Origin of the sequence: Bacillus pinisoli, from assembly GCF_023036475.1 — a bacterium.
In the GTDB taxonomy this organism is placed as follows: Bacteria; Bacillota; Bacilli; order Bacillales; family SA4; genus Bacillus_BS; species Bacillus_BS pinisoli.
In genome coordinates, this window is sequence record NZ_JAJQKI010000007.1 from 153,495 (window position 1) to 171,189 (window position 17,695).

Genomic DNA, 17,695 nt, shown 5'->3' on the forward strand with positions numbered 1-17,695 from the left:
GGATGTTACTTATAGATTGTCGTGGTATCTTCAGGCTGGGCTCTTTAAAATTAAACTGAAACTAGCACTGAAGGTCAATACATAAGAAAAAAGGTAGAGAAGTACGTGTTAAATTTACAGTACTCTCCACCTTCTCTTCAAGTCATCAATAGTCTTTTCAAAATTGTTATTTAACACTTACTCTTTTAAAAAGTTTTAAAACAGTAAATATTGTAACTGTTAAAGTAATAATACCTGCACCGGCAAAACTTAGTGCATAATTCGGTATACTTGCCTCTTTTACATGATCATTAATCTCTAGGCCTAAAAAGTATATTCCTACACCTCCACCATCAACGTTCGTACCAAACGTCCAAAGTTGGACACCTTTAAGGAAAAGTAATACAGTTAGTATCAATAGTAAAATCCCAAATCCTGCCTGATAGATTGTTTTCATAGCTTAATTTCCTCCTGTCAATTCTCTTTTACCTTTTATTGTAATATATGGGGATTTTTTTCTGTATTGGGAAAATAGCGTAGTAAAAAGTGCTCTTATTTTTTGTAATAGGGTGTTTTGTATTGAATGACTTTGGTAAATCTCCCCGTAAAGGATGTTTTACTTTGACATGAACGTGTCAAATAATACTTCTGAAATATTTGAATCCTATTCATTTAATAATTTTTTATATGGAAGTAATTACATCTCATTAGGTGTTTGTATTCCTAATAATCGTAGACCTTCATTTAGAACAATCTTAATTGTATATACGAGTGTTAGTCTCTGTTGTTTTAAATGATCATTTTCTAGGATTCTAACGGATGAGTAATACTTGTTAAATGACTTTGAAAGGTTTATTAGATATTTTGCTATTTGGGAAGGATCATATTCTTGATAAGATTTTTGGACTACTACAGGAAATGAATGTAGATGAATAATGATGTTCCAGGCCTCTTTATCTTTTATACATATTGCTCCATGTTCTTCTTCGTATTCTCCTTTTCTTAACAGGGATGATGCTCTCGCATGTGCATATTGAACGTATGGACCTGTTTCACCTTCAAATTTCAACATGTCTTCTAAAGAAAAATCAATATCATTTTTGCGAAAATTTTTTAAGTCATGGAAGATTACAGCTCCTACCCCTACCTCTCGGGCAACCTTATCTTTTAAAAGTAGTGCTGGATTTTTCTTTTTAATCTCTTCTAATGCTAATGAAATCGCATCATATAAAACCTCTTCCAATAATACAACTTTCCCTTTTCGAGTAGACATCTTTTTCCCGTCCTTCAACATCATCCCAAATGGGACGTGTATCATTCCTTCCGTCCACGTGTAACCCATTTTCTCAAGGACCGCAAAGACTTGCTTAAAATGAAGATTCTGCTCGTTTCCTACAACATATAAAGACTTCGCGAACTGGTAAGTTTCCTGTCGATATAAAGCTGCCGCTAAATCGCGTGTAGCATACAATGTCGTCCCATCGCTCTTTTTTATTAAACATGGTGGCAAATCTTCTTCAAGTTTAACAACCTGAGCACCTTCAGATTGCTCAATTAATTTCTGTTCTTCAAGAAGTTGAACAACGTGGTCCATCTTATTATTATAAAAAGCTTCTCCACAATAACTATCGAATTCTATTCCAAGAAGTTCATATATTCTTGAGAATTCTTTTAGTGACTCATCACGGAACCACTTCCATAAATGAATCGCCTCTTGATCGCCATCTTCAAGTTTCTTGAACCATTCTCGAGCTAAATTTTCTAATTTGCAGTCTTTTTCTGCTTCCTCATGAAACTTAACATATAAGTTTAACAACTGTTTTATCGGCTGCTTCGTTAACAGTTCTTGATTCCCCCATAATTTATAAGCAACCATTAATTTACCAAATTGGGTACCCCAGTCACCTAAATGATTTATTCTGATTGGACGGTAGCCTACTTTTTCTGCAATTAAAGCTAACGAGTTACCAATAACAGTAGAACGTAGATGGCCCATTGAAAATGGCTTTGCAATGTTGGGAGAAGAGAAATCTATGGTCATCACTTTATGATCACCGAGATTTGAACATCCGTATTGGCCTTTTTGGTTTAGGATTTGTTGAATGACGATTGTTGTTACATAATCTTTGTTGTAGAAAACATTTAAGTAGCCATTAATAGCCTCAGCCTTTTCGAATAAAGGACTTTGAAGTTGCTTTGATAATTCGAGTGCAATACTTTGAGGAGATTTACGTAATACTTTCGCTAACTCAAAGCATGGAAATGCCAAGTCTCCCATATTCTCAAATTTGGGCTTTTCAATCATTCGGTTTATTATTTCCTTATCAAATTCACCACTTAAATTATGATGTAAGACATCTACAAGTTCATTTCTAAGATTCATGATTTACCTCCTATAAAAATAAAAAACTTCCATCTCTAAAAAGAGACGGAAGTTATGATTCTACCGTGGTACCACTCTACTTGTTTTTACTAATGTAAAAACCACTCTACTTCGTAACGAGGTGTTCCCCGGCTGGCCCTACTACATTCAGACAAGCATCTCAAAAGTGCGGTTCATTATATGCTACCTGCCAAGCTCTCACTATCCTTGACTCGCTTTACTTTCGCAAATAACTACTCTCTTTATCCTTGATATTTTCATATATTGGGATTTATTATATCCACTTCTTTACAATTAAGCAAGATATTATTAACATATTTTTCTAGTATACATTTAATTTAAATGCTTTTTGATTGTTAAAGTTGAACGCTCTGAAAGTGTAAATATGGTATTTGTATCATTCCAATTCATTATCGTCCCTTGTTCTTCATGAATCCAAAGAAAGTAAGACTCCTCTCCAATTTTAACTCTATAGTGAGGGTCAGCCATATTAACAATACCTGGTTCTTGATTAGCCATTCGAAACGCTTGAATAAATTCTTGAATAATCAGTTCATTGGTAAATTCCTGAATCGAATGATCCTCTTTAATTGTTGAAGTTTTCATCTTGTAAACGACAACCTCTTCAATTCTTTCACTCGAACAACCACTACAAATAAGAATAAATAATATTCCCAATGTCCTTAATGATGTCATATATACCTCCATACCTTATCTTTATTACTGTGACGAATACGCTAAGTGAAAAGTCTGTTTTTCAAGGTGAAAAATTATTTTTATCTAGATTGAAACATAATGAACAATGCTCCGTCTAACTTACTGAGGTGAAGATAAAAATGAAAAATATTGGAAAATTATTTTGGTCAACAACGGCGGTTGTGATGTTAGGTGGATCTCTCGTAGTAAATCCATTGGAATCAAATGCTTTTCAAAAGGTTGGAAATTCTACAGTAGTAGTGGAAAAAGGAGACACTCTTTACAAAATAGCTAAAGGTAATGATATGACAGTTAATGATTTAAAAAAATTAAACAACCTAAAAACAAGTAAAATTTATGTAGGGCAGAAGTTAGTGACAAGTAAAAGTCTTGAAACGTACAAAGTTAAGAAAGGTGATACACTATACAGTATAGCAAAGAAATATAAAACATCGACTTCTACTCTAAAGAAATTAAATAAATTGGAGTCTGACAAAATTAAGATTGGTCAAAAATTAGTGGTAAAAGGTAAAGTGACAGAACAAGTAACCCAACTTCCAAAAACGAAAAAAATTGAGATCGTGGTTGAAGGTGAAAAAGAATATCGTGAAGCTACTTTATTCAAAAGTTCATTAGGTTATTATATGTATGTGCTAAAAGGTTTTACAGCAGCAGCTGAAGAACCTAACAAAGATATTGTCTTCTTTAATAATGATGACAGCTTCTTTTTTAGAGTAGAAAAGTTAGATAACAAAACTTCACTAGAGCAACTTAAAATTGATTCTGAAAAATTAATTGAGCATGTGGGTAAAGTAAATGAAATGAGCCTAAAAGATGCAACCAAACAAATGCCAGACGGATCAAAGCTATATCTCCACTCTTCAAATACTAAGTTAAGTATAAATGTCATCATAATAGAAAATAAAGGTCAAAAATATAGAATCGTAATGACACTTCCTAATAAAGAAGCTGCCGAAGGTGTTGGTCCATCCTTTTATGGAATGTTAAAAACTCTGACTAAATAGAAACAGAGAGTATCACACTCTCTGTTTTTCTTTTAGGTTTCATCACATTTAGAAGCATAATATTAAGCTCCACAACACTTCTTATATTTTTTACCACTTCCACACGGACATGGATCATTTCTACCTATTTTAGTTTCAATGCGAATTGGAGTCTGGTTAAAATCAATAACATGTTGTAAAGCATAATGTTTCCAACTCTTTAAATCAGGATGGCTTTCGCCGGTGATCGTATAATAGCTGTAGGCAAGCTGTTCCACTTCAACTAAAGTTGTGTGTTCTTCTTGGTCCATGTGAGTAGCGATGGTAGGTAAAGCCTTAACTGAAAAATGGTGACAGAGAGCTTCAAATAAAAGGTCTAGTTCAGCTAAACCTTTTGTTTGACAATATGCTTCTTGCAGCACGCTAACTGCTAAGTCTGATTTTATATTCGCTGCAACAGACACTGCATAAATAACAGAGTCCTCACTTGTTAAAAACGGTAGAAGCGCTGTTAAAACTTCATCCGATTGAAATAAGATAAGAGCATTTGTTACTTCTTCAACTAATAGATCATCTTCACTTGTCAGTAATTCTACGAGTTGTGGAATGTATTCTTCAAGTTTTAATAGTCCAATCATATAAATGGTAAAAATGCCTTCGTATGAAAACGAACCTTCTTCCAATGAATCTTCAAAGATTTTATGGATTTCTCTCGTAGAAATCCATTTGTTATCAGCGATACATTTTGCCAATATCTTCGCATGTAACAATAAATTCCTCTTATCAGGCTTTTTTTCTAATAAGTTAGTAATAGTTTTACCGTACTCTATATATATCTCTTCTTCATTACCACTTTGTATTATCGTATATAGTTCAAACAGTTTATGATCTATGTAAGGCTGTAGTTCCTTTTTATATCGTAATGCAAGTTGTGGTGTGAGATTGTCAAGTAATGCTGTCACTAAGTGAACATCATTCTTCGCTACTTTAGGAAGGTGATCCAAAATAATATGTAAGGACTCTTCGTTAATGGAGAGATTTGTCATATTCATTAATATAGTATGGTTAAGTTCTTGTTGTTGAAATGCTTTTGCAAGAAGCCGTGAAGTCCATTCTTCAGGTGTATAAGGATAATCATTAATTGCATGAAGTACGATTTCCTGTATTAACGAGTCTTCAGTTGTTATATATGGCTCTAATTGATTAATAAAAGTCATTTTAGTATTCCTTTCCTCTTACATGGATTACTTCATAAGGCTTATCTAATTATTATAAAGTAAACACAAGTAAATGCACATAACGAACCATCTTACATAAAGTTTAAAAAGACACCCCTATTGGATGTCTCATTTATAAACTATTTGAATACGAGCGCAATAACATCATCAACCGTCATATTACTATTAATTTCATAAGTGCCTGGGCGTAGGTTATTGGATAATCCTCTTTTCTCTACTTCATGCACAAAGGACATAGCACTGTCAGAGATCTCTGCTTGTACTAGTACTCGACCGACATCAATACTTGTCATTCCTGATGCAATATTTATAACAGTTTTATAGACAACTGCCTCTTCACTTTCGGTTGATTCATTAGTTGATTCACTTTGTAACGATACCTTTTCTATTGCAGCTTCTTCCATAGCAACAAGCTGTTCCTTCCATTCTTCTTGAGAGTAAATCACATATCCTTCTGATGCTAATGTTTCTTTCATTTCCACTACAGACGGCTCTTCAAGTGTTGGAAGAGTTGCTGCTTTACTAGGTTCCAAGAAATAAACCGCTCCAGAAATAAAGGTCGCGACTAATATACCTGCTGCAAAGCTGCTTTTTGTATTAGTGCCCATTCACTACTTTACTCCCTTCATTTCCTAAAGCTATGTAAGGAGCTAATAATTCTTGAATTTGATGTTCCTGTACATTCTTTTTGGAAGCAATACTCTCCATAGAGTAACCACGTTTATATAAGTCTAATAGTTCACGTAATAATTGACGTTCTTCTTTTGTAATTCCCACTTCTTGTGCTGTAATCTCACCATCTATTTCTATTTTCTTCATTTGAGTTTGAAGTTTATTAATTTCCTCCATCATTCCTAAATACATGGTATCGAGTTTTTGTTGATCAGTTTTAGCCTGTTGCTTATTTTGAAAATAAGAAAAGATCAGTAACAGCGCTGCACTTCCACATAAAAGACCTAACGCCCATTCCATCATGACGTAATCCTCCTATCAATATCTAAATCTATCTTCTACAAGTACTTATTATACAAACAATAGAGAGAGAATTGGGTGAAAATGTCGAAAACGAGTCTTAAGTAAGGTGGATTGGGAATATTTAACGAGTAAAATCAGAAAAAAATAGGAGGTTTGGTCCTTTTCTCTAATAACTGAGCACTTTATTTACGTTAATTAATGCTTACAGAGGATTTCATTTAAATCATAGTCTATCCTATTTTCCATAAATATCCTTTACAGCGTGTAACTTCTATGTAATCAAGCTGTAATCATATTTTTGTACAACCCTTCATAGGATGAAGATAGATAAAGAGTTTCCCAATAACTAAATCCACTAGGAGGAATGTATTGTGAAAAAACTAATATTTGCCTTAACATTTATAGCTACACTTTTTATGGCCGATTCTGTATTTGCTTATACTGTTGAAAAAGGAGATACAATGTCTAAAATCGCAAGAGAACATAATGTATCTTTAGAAGAATTAGCGGAGGCTAACCCACAAATAAAAGACCTTGATCTGATTTATGTCGGACAAGTTATTCATACAGAAATTGATACTAGTAAAATGGATGAAAACAAGGTATCTACGAGAGATACAAGATTGGAAAAGAACGCCCCGTCTGAACAGAAATCAAAGGAAGAATCCACTAAAATTGAATCCACAAATAAGATAAGCCTATCAGATTATGAGATTGATTTATTAGCTAGAATTGTACGAGCTGAAGCTCAAGGTGAACCTTTTGAAGGGAAAGTTGCAGTTGCTACAGTTGTTTTAAATCGTCTAGAGAGCCCTAAGTTCCCAAATACGATAAAAGGTGTCATTTACCAGAGAGGTCAATTCCAACCTGTTGCTAACGGTAAGATAAATAGACCAGCTGATAAAGAATCCATACGAGCGGTTTATGCTGCTCTGTCTGATATGAGACATATCACCCAAAATTCCCTATTCTTTTATAACCCAACTATAGCAACAAGTCGATGGTTAGATTCTCGACAGACCACAGTCGTCATAGGTAATCATGTGTTTAAAAATTAAACCCTCAAGACATATTTATTATTAGATATATAAGTAAAAGAATCATTATAGATTTACGGTTTCCAACATAATAAAGGAAGCAACTTTTCTTCGCATGGAAGAACAGTTGCTTCCTTTTGTTTATGTAATAGGACCTAGACTAAGCACCTATTTACTAACAGATTCTTGATAAGGATGTGCGACCCAGCCTTCTGTTTCGATAAATAGTCGCACCGCAACTACTTGACGGTCTTCCATTAGTGTAAAGAAATGCGGATTACCTTCTGGAACAGAAATAACATCACCTGGTTCCAATTCAATATCAAAATATCCTGTCTCTTCATTTCCTTTAACGATAAAGATTCCATGCCCAGCTGTAATGGCACGAACTTCGTCTTCTGTGTGTGTATGTACTTGTTCAAACTTTTTTAGTAATTCTTCTAAGTTAGGTGTTTCATCAGATAATGCGACAACATCCCACGCCTTATAGCCTCTTCTTTCAGCCAATTCTTCAATTTCATTTTTATATGTAGCTAATATTTCATTTTTTTCTTCGTCACTTAATGAAAATTTTTCTTTTAAGTGACCAGGTAATTTATCCATATCCCAATGTTCATAAAGAACGCCTTGATTTTCTAGAAAATTAGATACCTCCTCATGCCCTTCAACAACATTCCCACTGTTTCTAACTTTAATGATTGCCATATTAATATCCTCCCTAATATTGTAAGAATAATTTATAATTTTTATATTATCAGTAATTAATATAGAAATTAAGAGATTTTTTACCAATGAATTTTTTTCGTTTTTCCAAGAAAAAAAGAAGGAAAATAAATAAGGACCGTTCTACTGTAAAAAAACTGAAGAACGATCCCATATTTTATTTATAACTTAAACGAACTCTTTAGTGAAACAATTAGATTAAATACAAGTTTTTCCTTAGTTGTGTGTTTAGGATCAACATTAAAGTAACCATGTCTAAAGAATTGAAGCTTCGTTTGAGGTTCAATGTCTTTTAAGTTAGGTTCTACAAATCCGTCTATAATCTCAAGTGAATTGGGATTAATTTGGTCTAAGAATGTTTTTTCTTTTCCTGTTTCTACCGTTTCATCGTTTTCTTCTGGCTCATCATTTAAAAGTAATGGCTCATATAAACGGAACTCTGCAGGCACAGCTTGTGAGGCTTCAACCCAGTGCAGTGTACCTTTTACTTTACGACCAGTAAAGCCTGAGCCACTCTTTGTTTCTGGGTCGTACGTACAATGTATTTCTACTACATTTCCATTTTCGTCTTTAATTACATCTTCACATTTAATAAAGTAAGCATGTTTTAAACGAACTTCATTACCAGGGAATAGTCGGAAATATTTCTTTGGAGGGTCTTCCATGAAATCATCCTGCTCAATATAAATCTCTCTAGAAAAAGGAATTTGTCTGATTCCCATTTCAGGATTCTCTGGATTAATTTCCGCATCTAGCATTTCAACTTGTCCCTCTGGGTAGTTTGTGATAACTACTTTTAAAGGGCGAAGTACACCCATTGTTCGAGGTGCCTTTAGTTTTAAATCCTCACGTACAAAGTGATCAAGCATTTGAGAATCTACAAATCCTGATCCTTTTGAAACACCAGTTTCTCTCACGAATTCACGGATGGCTTCTGGAGTATACCCTCTTCTTCTTAATCCAGATATTGTTGGCATGCGTGGATCATCCCATCCATCTACCATACCTTCATCAACTAGTTGTTTTAACTTTCGCTTACTCATAACAGCATTCGTAATATTTAGGCGGCCGAATTCAATTTGTTGTGGCGTACTTGCCATTTCACATTCTTCTACCACCCAGTTATAAAGTGGACGCTGATCTTCAAACTCAGTCGTGCAAATAGAGTGAGTAACATCCTCAATGGCATCTTCTAATGGATGAGCAAAAGCATACATTGGGTAGATACACCATTGTTCACCAGTATTATGATGTGAAGCATGAGATATACGATAAATAACAGGGTCACGCAGGTTAATATTTGGAGAACTCATATCAATCTTGGCTCTTAACACTTTTTCACCATTACCAAACTCACCATTGCGCATACGCTCAAATAAGTCTAGATTTTCTTCAACAGAACGATTACGATAAGGACTTTCCTTTCCAGGTTCCTTTAAAGTACCGCGATATTCACGAATTTCATCTGCTGATAAGTCATCAACATATGCTTTCCCTTTATTAATAAGAAGGACTGCTTTCTCGTACATCTCTTGGAAATAATTAGAAGCAAAATACAATCCGTCCCAGTCATAACCAAGCCACTTGACGTCTTCCTTAATGGCATTAACATATTCAACATCTTCTTTTAAAGGGTTTGTATCATCAAAACGCAGATTTGTTTTACCGTTGAACTCATCTGCTAAATCAAAATTGATTACGATTGACTTTGCATGACCGATATGTAGATAACCGTTTGGTTCTGGTGGGAATCGGGTAATCACGTGGTTTCTTTTACCGGATTCCAAGTCTTTCATAATAATGTTTCGTATAAAATTGGAAGAATTATGTTCCATTCTTTCTCAACCTTTCTTCATCTTGTATGTATTGCCAATTTCCTCAAGTTATGCAATAGTCAATATTTTACCATAAGTATATGGGGGAAATATAGCGTTCCTAAGAAAAAGCCACTATAATTCTTTACTTTTGGCTGTTTTATTAATTGTCCTTTTCGAAACTTGTGTTACTTTCCATCACTTTTATTTCTATAACTCAGCTTTTTTTATACTTCTAACAATTATCACTTCGGTATTACGTTATAAAAAAGGTAGTTCTTTATAGAGATTAGCTGGAAAAGCAACAGAGTTTTAAGAAAAGAGCCTAATTATTATTTTGACTTAAGATCTTCCAAAAGTTCTAGTAGTTCATGATTAAGTCCTTTAATTGCTCTTCCTTCTACTACGGTTACTGGTACACCTAGGAAGCCATACTTCTGAACTTCTTTGCGATAGTCTTCGTTTTCACTAACGTTTCTCACTTCAAAAGGAATCCCATAATCTTCAAGTGTTTTTTTCACATAGATACACTCTATACAATCATTACTTGAGTAAACAATCACTTGATTCTTCATTTTACATCTCCTAATAATTATTCCAGCCTTTAGCATACTCTAATATTTTACAGTCCTTTTTTCGCTTCTGATACTCATGTATGTAAAGACCACCTGATAACGGTGGTCTAATTGTAATATTTAAGTTCTCCTCATTTTTAAGAATTACCTGTAATCGTAATTGGCAACTTTCCTGTTACAGTTTCTCTCCCATATATTGCTTTTACTGCCATTTGTAGCGCATCTACAGTGAACTCGTAAGTAGTAACAAACGCTGCCACATTGGGTATAATAGCAAAATCATAAGGATTCCTCATACCGACTACAATCATTGGTTTTCCTATTTCTACAAGGCGATTTAATAATGCTTGTTGTCCTTCTGACTGACGGGCGGATAATGTACCAACAATTAATGTATCACAAAATTTAGCTTGGTGAATAATTTTGCTTATTTCTTCCTTTGTTGGGTCTTGTGAAGTTGGATAGATTTTGGCACTTGGATGGACAGTTTGAACAATACTTCCTAATTCATTGCTAGAGTACCCTTTTTCCTCTACTAAAGTTAAATAAGAGGTCGTTGGATGTATAACCATAACTTTGTGGTTTTCACTAGCATTAATTGGAATAATCTTTCCTTCGTTTTTAACAATTGTAACCCCTTTTCTAAATGCTTGCTCGGCAAGTTGTTGATGTTTCTCACATCCAACTATTTCCGGAACAACAAGTGTTTCTATATTTAATTGTATGTTACTCCAAGATAAATACTTTTCTTTTAAATTTTTCACACGATTATAAGCTTCTTCTAATCGTTCTTCTGGTATCTCCCCCGATTTTACCGCGGCGACAACAGCATCAATCGTTTCAACTTGTAAGGTGGGGTCATGTGAGATCATTATCATATCAGTTCCCGCTTTTATAGCTTCTATAGCTCCAGTGGGAGCCCCAACCGTATCAATAATGGCTTTCATCTCCATACAATCGGTTATTACGACACCATTGAATTCAAGCTGTTGTCTTAATAATCCTGTAATGACCCTCTTTGACATGGTGGCGGGAAGTTTTTCATCTCTCTCAAGCGCAGGAAAATAAACATGTGCGGTCATAATTGTATCTGCACCTTGCTTTATACAATCCTTAAAAGGTATTAATTCAAGCTTCTCAAGTGATTGTAGAGAATGAGGTATAACAGGGAGTTCTAAATGAGAATCGACATGTGTATCGCCATGCCCTGGAAAATGCTTGAGTGTCGTAATAACACCACCTGCTTGCATTCCCTTCATTGATGCCATTGAGAATCTACTAACATGTTCAGCAGTTTCACCAAACGACCTAACACCAATTACGGGATTGTCAGGATTATTATTAATATCAACAACCGGCGCTAGGTTCCAGTTAATTCCAAGAGCCTTCAATTCTCTTGCAGTTGCTTTTCCAATCTCGTATGTAAGTTTCTCATCATTTGTGGCACCTAACAACATGGAGCCAGGAAACATGGTTGTCCCTTTTCCTAACCTTCTGACAATGCCATTTTCTTGGTCAATGCTAATCAAGAGAGGAAGTTGATGTTCACTTTCCTTAGCATGAATTTGTAATGAGGTTGTTAACTCCAACACTTGTTCTGGTGTACCTATATTCCTTCCGAATAAAATAAGACCACCTATATGATCATCTCTAATAAGCCTTTTAATTTCTAGACAATTTGTAGAATGATAACCTTGAAATCCGATCACCATTAACTGAGCAACTTTTTGTCTTAACGTCAAGTCTGTCATAACATCCCCCCTTCACAAAATTATTACAAGTTCGATTGGAATTTCTCCTCATCTAATATTACTTAAGTTATATGTTACTATTATTGATTATTTGTATATTGGACTTTTTTAAATCAAATACATACTTTTTCACCTGTGTTCCAATAAAAAAAGTTGAACCGGTTTTATTGGCTCAACTATTGTGTGCTATCTAAACTGTTATCTTATCGATTTAGAGATGTTCCATTTTTCAACCATGTCAAGAGTGACATCCCCTTCACTGATGAACTGAACACCTGTGGACTTTTCATCAGGATAAATTCTTCCTGTCATTACTTTTTCACCATCGTTAATAAATACTTCAACCGACGACTGATCAAGAAAAATTTGGAGATGGAGCTTATTATTATTTAACGAAATTGGTACATGACGAACGCCTCTAGGTCCAGCACCTGATTTATCACGGTTAAACGTAAAAAGATTGGTAGACGAATCATAACTAAGGACGGTTTCTTCGCCAGATTCTGGATTAGTTCGAAGTTTTATACTAAACATTGATGAATCCATCATATCAATAGATAATTTAAGTTCAATACAACTACCTTTGATCCCATCTAGTTCCTTTTGTCCAGCTACTTTAATGTTTTCGTATTTTATTTCTTCTTCTCTTAATAGTTCTAACTCTGGCACGGGACGGGATCGCAATTCTCCATTTTCCATCGTGACAATTCGTGGTAGGGTTAACGAACCAGCCCATTCATGTTGTTGTTCTGGCATGTCGCTTTCCCACATATTCATCCAAGCTATTACTATCCTTCTACCTTGATCATCAATGGTCGATTGCGGAGCATATACATCAAAACCGTAATCTAACATCTCGAATGGACCGTGTTGATAAATACCAGTTTCGTAATCAAAATGACCGATACAATACCCAGATTGATGAAGGTTATGGTATTTATGTTCCTCTGGCTTCATCCCTTGTGGGGACATAAGTAGAATATCATGTCCATCAAGATGAAAAATATCTGGACATTCCCACATAAAGCCAAAGTTCCCCTCACCAGTTGCTGCTATATTCATAAACTCCCACTCATATAAATCCTTCGAACGATATAATAATATTTGGCCCCTGTTTTCTTTCGTCTTTGAGCCTAGTACCATATAGTAAGTTTCATCTTTTTTCCAAACTTTAGGATCTCTGAAATGAAATGGATGAATGTCTCCTTCTGGTGCGCTTGTTATCACTGGGTTCTTCTCATCTTTTTCGAAGTGCACACCATCTTCGCTTATTGCTACACATTGAACTTGCTTCAAATCATGGTCACGATCCTCGCCTGTCCAAACATTTCCTGTATAAAATAAATATAACTTGTTATCAATTTCAACAGCACTGCCTGAAAAACAGCCATCTTTATCATATTCTTCACTAGGTGCCAAAGCGATAGGAAGGTGTTCCCATGTAGCTAAATTCTTACTTTTGGCATGCCCCCAGTACATTGGGCCCCAATGTGGAGAAAATGGATGGTGTTGAAAAAACACATGATACTCTCCAGCGAAATAACTAAATCCATTTGGGTCATTCATCCATCCAACTTGAGGGGCAATGTGGTATTTCGGATACCAATGACTGTTACTTACAGTCTCTTTCAGTTCATCTATTTTATCTTGTGCTTGTTTTAAAACTTCTTGATGTTTCACCAAAAAACTTCCCTTCATATTTAATTGCTGTTCGTATAGAGTACGGCTTATCGTAAAGGTGGAATTTTTACTATCTCATAGAGTGTCGAGAACATGGAGCATTCTTAAAGAAACTCAACAAAGCTCTTGTATTTGATTAGTTTACATCAATTCTTCCTTTTAATGTAAAGGTTTGCATATGAATACCTGATAAACTAATAAGCGAATCAATTTGATTCGCTTATTAAGTCTAGACTTTAAGTTTAACGTGTGACATTTACAAACTGGTCTACAAAATGCAGCGGATTTAATTTTTCTCCTGTTGCTTTTTCAATCTTCGTATTCCAATGGTCCCTTGCACCTGGTTTGAAGAATTCAGTAAGTAAAAATTCACCAACTTCTGGAGTAAAGAAATCGGTAGAAACATTCTTTTCTATATATCTTTGTAGTTGTGAAGTCGTTAATTCCCCTAATAGATAATTCTGATAGTATACAGGAACAAGTGTAAAGTGAATTTTTGCTGCCCAATGTGGGTAATTTTGTTCTTCAGGTGGATTCACAAATTGTACATCCTTCACTATTTTCCACCATAGCGTATTAAGATCTTGGTCTGGGTTACGGTACAATTCACGCTCAAAGAAGGCAAACGTCATAATCCACCGAGCAGAAATAAGCATTTGTCTTCGAAGTGAAAGTTCAATTACTGGTTTTAATTCATTCACCTTTTCTTGTTCAACACCTAAGAATCGATTCATCCATGTTGGGTCTTTTGCCATTCGTCCATAAAGCATGGCAATCGCTTCAGTTGTTAGTGTATGAGCTGGTCGTCGTAAACTAAACGGTAAGCTTTGATCAATATACTTAAAATACACAGCGTGGCCGAATTCATGCAGCATCGTGGCCGACCAGTAATCTGATTCAGTATTATTACATAGAACACGGACATCTCCTTCGCGGTTAATGTCTGTACAAAAAGCATGTTGATTTTTCTTTGCTCGTGGATAAAGATCACTTTTAGCCAGCATATCTGAAATATCCATTCCCATGCTAGAGAATGTTGCAGCTGTTAATTCTTCAAGGTTTTTACCTCGGTAAAATGGATCTAATTCTAATTCTTTTGAAGGTGGTGCTTCTTGGAAAAATGGATCCGCATAATGCCATGGTCGTAATTCTTCTAACGTAATACCAAAGCGTTCTGCCAATTCAGTATCCATTTCTCTTTTAAGTTGATAAAATGGTTCATCAGAAAGTTCTTTTAATTCTCTAAATGTATGAAACACAAACTCACGATCTAATTCTTGTAATTCAAAACTCATTTGGTGGTAATCCTCATAACCTAATTGTCGTGCTGTTTCGTTTCGTTTGCGAATGAGTGTTAGTAGTTTTTCTTCAACTTTCTTTCCAATTTGCTTACTTGCGTGCCATGCTCTTTCCCTTAAGTTAAGATCATTACTTTTTATTAGGATTTCACGTATGTCATTTTCGGAAACTTCCTTCTCGTCTAATGTTGCACGGAACGTATTAAATACACTTACAAGCTCTGTTGATAGATTCACCATTTCCTTTAGTTCTTCTTCTGGCAATTGGTTTCGGACCATATTGGCATATAATGATTCTAATTCACGCATGTTTAATGAATGATCAATTTCTGTGTGAAGTAATTGCTGTACCTTCTCAAACAGCTCTTTATTGGAGAAGTAAACATTCATGTCTGTTTGGGCTTGAGCAGTTTTCTTATTCCATTCATCTTCCCCTGTTGTAGCAGCCATCCAAGATGTTTCGGCTCTATTAATATGTAATGATTTCATTTTTTCATTTTGTTCCTGCAGAAATTGCTCTATGCTCATGATCTCTCCTCCATTTGAAATACATATATAAATTATGACTCTATTATTTTATCAAATTTATTTCGGTTATCAAAGTAAATACTGATTGATAGATTACAACAAAAAGGTGCGAGTATTACTCTACACCCACTAATAAGCAAACGTATGATCTCCTATAACCGTTGATACAGTACGACTTTTAAGCCATTGACTGTTTGTTTTTTTGGGATTATAAAAGTATAATGAACCTTTCGTTGGATCTTCGCCGGATAAAGCCCTTAACGCCGCATCTATATTTTGCTGTGTCGGTGTAGCATGGTTCAATGCACCAGTTTGAGCAGGAGTGAATTGGTAATATCCATTGTTATACTGAAACAACACTTCTTTTACAGTATTAGGAAACAAAGAACTCTTTACCCTATTTAAAATGACAGCACCAACAGCTATCTGTCCCTCAACCGTTTCACCTCTTGCTTCACTATAGATCATTTTTGCTAGCCATTGAAGATCTTCTTGATTGATTTCTGAACCAACCGATTCTATAGAATTAGCAGTTTTAATATTATCGCCTGTAGGTATCACTAGTGTTTGGCCGACTCGCAAGAAATCATTAGTTAATTGATTTACCTGTTTAATTTCTTCTACTGTTACACCATTCCTTTTGGCTATTCCCGATAATGTATCTCCAAATACAACTCGATAGCTGTTTGTTTCTGTTGGAGAAACATCGTTTGTCATACTTGTCCCATCTGGTATGACTAATGTTTGACCTATTCGTAAGAAGTCACTACTTAATTGATTTGCCTGTTTGATTGCTTCTACTGTTAAGCCCTTCCTTTTGGCTATTCCCGATAATGTATCTCCAGATACGACACGATAGCTGTTTGTTTCTGTTAGAGAAACATCGTTGTTCAGGCTTGTCCCATCTGGAATGACTAGTGTTTGACCAATTCGAATGAAGTCACTACTTAATTGATTTGCCTGTTTGAGTCTTTCTACTGTTAATCCATTCTTTTTTGCAATTCCCGATAAAGTGTCTCCTGATGCGACTTGATAGGTGTTTGCTCCTGTTTGAGTCACATCGCTTTTCATGCTTGTCCCGATTGGAATGACCAATGTTTGACCTATACGAAGAAAATCACTAGTTAATTGGTTAGCCTGTTTGACCGCTTCTACTGTTATTCCATTCTTTTTTGCTATTCCTGATAAAGTGTCTCCTCTTACAACTTGATACGTGTTTGTAACTGTTGTTGAGACATTGTCTGTCATGTTTAAGCCAGATGGAATAGTTAAAACTTGACCAATCTTAATAATGTCGGAAGTCAATTGATTAATTCGTTTTAAAGCTTCCACTGAGACTCCATACTTCTTAGAAATTCCAGAGAGTGTGTCTCCTCTCTTAACTTTATGGCTTATCTTTGGATCTGTAGCTTGTGTTGTGGTTTCAACCGTTGATGCCTGAACACCTTTGGAAGCAAACGTACCTAATCCAATTGTTGAAAGTAAAATTGCTCCAACCATTACTTTAACCGTAGATACTTTTAAAGTGGGTAACCGTCGTTTCACATAACCAACTGCTTCATCTTCAATATTAATATTGTCGTCAACAGACGGATGCCCAAGCTCATTTGCTATTTCATACATTAATTCGTTCATATATATAATGACTTCTATTCCATGCTCTGTTTCATTTATCTTGTAATGAGTAAATACTTCCATTCATTCTACCTCCTAAACCTTACTTTTCCCTATTTTGAGAATTTCATAGTAAATTTAGGATTATTTGCATAGAAAGCAACAAGGTCTTAAAAGTTGGCTCTTTTCGTATTTATTGTTGCTTCGTAAAAATCCCAAAAGCTAGATTTTTACTAGATAGTACAGCGGTCAGTGCTTTAAATAGAGAGGTTAATTTATTTGAAAAATTGTTTAAAAAATAACAAAGTTTTAGAAAAGAGCCTAAAAGTTAGACAAGACTTATCGACCAAATTATGGTATGATAATTGACGTAATTATCAAAAAATATTTAATAGGAGGA

Annotated in this window: 15 protein-coding genes and 1 other annotated feature; of the genes, 2 read left to right on the plus strand and 13 right to left on the minus strand. The window is 34.9% G+C overall.

Annotation, left to right across the window (positions count from 1 at the left end; genetic code table 11):
- Window positions 1-166: 166 nt before the first annotated feature.
- From LT143_RS12100 to LT143_RS12110, 3 genes are all read right to left on the minus strand, one after another.
- Window positions 167-436, minus strand: a complete 270-nt coding sequence (locus LT143_RS12100) for a hypothetical protein (protein ID WP_246943322.1) — start codon at window positions 434-436, stop codon at window positions 167-169.
- A gap of 240 nt (window positions 437-676) precedes the next feature.
- Window positions 677-2,362 (minus strand): arginine--tRNA ligase, encoded by a 1,686-nt coding sequence (argS, locus tag LT143_RS12105; protein WP_246943324.1) that lies wholly within the window; start codon window positions 2,360-2,362, stop codon window positions 677-679.
- 38 nt (window positions 2,363-2,400) lie between these two features.
- Window positions 2,401-2,620: a binding site (T-box leader), on the minus strand.
- A gap of 75 nt (window positions 2,621-2,695) precedes the next feature.
- On the minus strand, window positions 2,696-3,058 hold the full coding sequence (locus tag LT143_RS12110) for a YhfM domain-containing protein (protein ID WP_246943326.1): 363 nt from the start codon (window positions 3,056-3,058) through the stop codon (window positions 2,696-2,698).
- Between the two features lie 140 nt (window positions 3,059-3,198).
- Here LT143_RS12110 and LT143_RS12115 point away from each other — a divergent pair, with 140 nt between their 5' ends.
- Window positions 3,199-4,083, plus strand: coding sequence for a LysM peptidoglycan-binding domain-containing protein (locus tag LT143_RS12115; RefSeq protein WP_246943328.1), 885 nt, complete (start codon window positions 3,199-3,201; stop codon window positions 4,081-4,083).
- A gap of 62 nt (window positions 4,084-4,145) precedes the next feature.
- On the opposite strand, the gene LT143_RS20445 is transcribed toward LT143_RS12115, so the two are convergent.
- The 3 genes from LT143_RS20445 to LT143_RS12130 form a co-directional block, all read right to left on the minus strand.
- Entirely contained in the window at window positions 4,146-5,279 is a 1,134-nt protein-coding gene (locus tag LT143_RS20445) for an SEC-C metal-binding domain-containing protein (protein WP_272495778.1), read from the minus strand.
- A gap of 140 nt (window positions 5,280-5,419) precedes the next feature.
- Entirely contained in the window at window positions 5,420-5,908 is a 489-nt protein-coding gene (locus tag LT143_RS12125) for an endolytic transglycosylase MltG (protein ID WP_246943330.1), read from the minus strand.
- Window positions 5,898-6,275, minus strand: a complete 378-nt coding sequence (locus LT143_RS12130; protein WP_246943332.1) for a hypothetical protein — start codon at window positions 6,273-6,275, stop codon at window positions 5,898-5,900. Before LT143_RS12130 ends, LT143_RS12125 begins: the two co-directional genes overlap by 11 nt.
- A gap of 371 nt (window positions 6,276-6,646) precedes the next feature.
- On the opposite strand from LT143_RS12130, the gene LT143_RS12135 reads away from it, so the two are divergent.
- The gene (locus LT143_RS12135) at window positions 6,647-7,333 is read left to right on the plus strand and encodes a cell wall hydrolase (protein ID WP_246943334.1); all 687 of its coding nucleotides are present in this window, start codon (window positions 6,647-6,649) and stop codon (window positions 7,331-7,333) included.
- A 147-nt stretch (window positions 7,334-7,480) separates the two neighbouring features.
- On the opposite strand, the gene LT143_RS12140 is transcribed toward LT143_RS12135, so the two are convergent.
- From LT143_RS12140 to LT143_RS12170, 7 genes are all read right to left on the minus strand, one after another.
- Window positions 7,481-8,017, minus strand: coding sequence for a 1,2-dihydroxy-3-keto-5-methylthiopentene dioxygenase (locus LT143_RS12140; protein WP_246943336.1), 537 nt, complete (start codon window positions 8,015-8,017; stop codon window positions 7,481-7,483).
- A gap of 179 nt (window positions 8,018-8,196) precedes the next feature.
- Window positions 8,197-9,870 carry a glutamine--tRNA ligase/YqeY domain fusion protein gene (locus LT143_RS12145; protein ID WP_246943338.1) on the minus strand — a complete coding sequence of 558 codons (1,674 nt, stop codon included), beginning with the start codon at window positions 9,868-9,870 and terminating at the stop codon, window positions 8,197-8,199.
- A gap of 311 nt (window positions 9,871-10,181) precedes the next feature.
- Complete coding sequence (locus tag LT143_RS12150) at window positions 10,182-10,424, minus strand: glutaredoxin family protein (protein ID WP_246943339.1); 243 nt, start codon at window positions 10,422-10,424, stop codon at window positions 10,182-10,184.
- 137 nt (window positions 10,425-10,561) lie between these two features.
- Window positions 10,562-12,175, minus strand: a complete 1,614-nt coding sequence (gene nagZ, locus LT143_RS12155) for a beta-N-acetylhexosaminidase (protein ID WP_246943340.1) — start codon at window positions 12,173-12,175, stop codon at window positions 10,562-10,564.
- 198 nt (window positions 12,176-12,373) lie between these two features.
- Complete coding sequence (locus LT143_RS12160) at window positions 12,374-13,855, minus strand: glycoside hydrolase family 32 protein (RefSeq protein ID WP_336296606.1); 1,482 nt, start codon at window positions 13,853-13,855, stop codon at window positions 12,374-12,376.
- A 242-nt stretch (window positions 13,856-14,097) separates the two neighbouring features.
- On the minus strand, window positions 14,098-15,681 hold the full coding sequence (locus LT143_RS12165; RefSeq protein WP_246943342.1) for a M2 family metallopeptidase: 1,584 nt from the start codon (window positions 15,679-15,681) through the stop codon (window positions 14,098-14,100).
- Between the two features lie 129 nt (window positions 15,682-15,810).
- Window positions 15,811-17,379: a LysM peptidoglycan-binding domain-containing protein gene (locus tag LT143_RS12170; protein ID WP_246943343.1), complete on the minus strand. Its 1,569-nt coding sequence runs from the start codon at window positions 17,377-17,379 to the stop codon at window positions 15,811-15,813.
- Window positions 17,380-17,695: the final 316 nt, after the last annotated feature.

What these genes read in the sequence shown, in the direction of transcription:
- LT143_RS12100 (WP_246943322.1), bottom strand. Translation starts at nt 436, where the DNA reads ATGAAAACAATCTATCAGGCAGGATTTGGGATTTTACTATTGATACTA.
- argS (WP_246943324.1), bottom strand. Translation starts at nt 2,362, where the DNA reads ATGAATCTTAGAAATGAACTTGTAGATGTCTTACATCATAATTTAAGT.
- LT143_RS12110 (WP_246943326.1), bottom strand. Translation starts at nt 3,058, where the DNA reads ATGACATCATTAAGGACATTGGGAATATTATTTATTCTTATTTGTAGT.
- LT143_RS12115 (WP_246943328.1), top strand. Translation starts at nt 3,199, where the DNA reads ATGAAAAATATTGGAAAATTATTTTGGTCAACAACGGCGGTTGTGATG.
- LT143_RS20445 (WP_272495778.1), bottom strand. Translation starts at nt 5,279, where the DNA reads ATGACTTTTATTAATCAATTAGAGCCATATATAACAACTGAAGACTCG.
- LT143_RS12125 (WP_246943330.1), bottom strand. Translation starts at nt 5,908, where the DNA reads ATGGGCACTAATACAAAAAGCAGCTTTGCAGCAGGTATATTAGTCGCG.
- LT143_RS12130 (WP_246943332.1), bottom strand. Translation starts at nt 6,275, where the DNA reads ATGATGGAATGGGCGTTAGGTCTTTTATGTGGAAGTGCAGCGCTGTTA.
- LT143_RS12140 (WP_246943336.1), bottom strand. Translation starts at nt 8,017, where the DNA reads ATGGCAATCATTAAAGTTAGAAACAGTGGGAATGTTGTTGAAGGGCAT.
- LT143_RS12145 (WP_246943338.1), bottom strand. Translation starts at nt 9,870, where the DNA reads ATGGAACATAATTCTTCCAATTTTATACGAAACATTATTATGAAAGAC.
- LT143_RS12150 (WP_246943339.1), bottom strand. Translation starts at nt 10,424, where the DNA reads ATGAAGAATCAAGTGATTGTTTACTCAAGTAATGATTGTATAGAGTGT.
- nagZ (WP_246943340.1), bottom strand. Translation starts at nt 12,175, where the DNA reads ATGACAGACTTGACGTTAAGACAAAAAGTTGCTCAGTTAATGGTGATC.
- LT143_RS12165 (WP_246943342.1), bottom strand. Translation starts at nt 15,681, where the DNA reads ATGAGCATAGAGCAATTTCTGCAGGAACAAAATGAAAAAATGAAATCA.
- LT143_RS12170 (WP_246943343.1), bottom strand. Translation starts at nt 17,379, where the DNA reads ATGGAAGTATTTACTCATTACAAGATAAATGAAACAGAGCATGGAATA.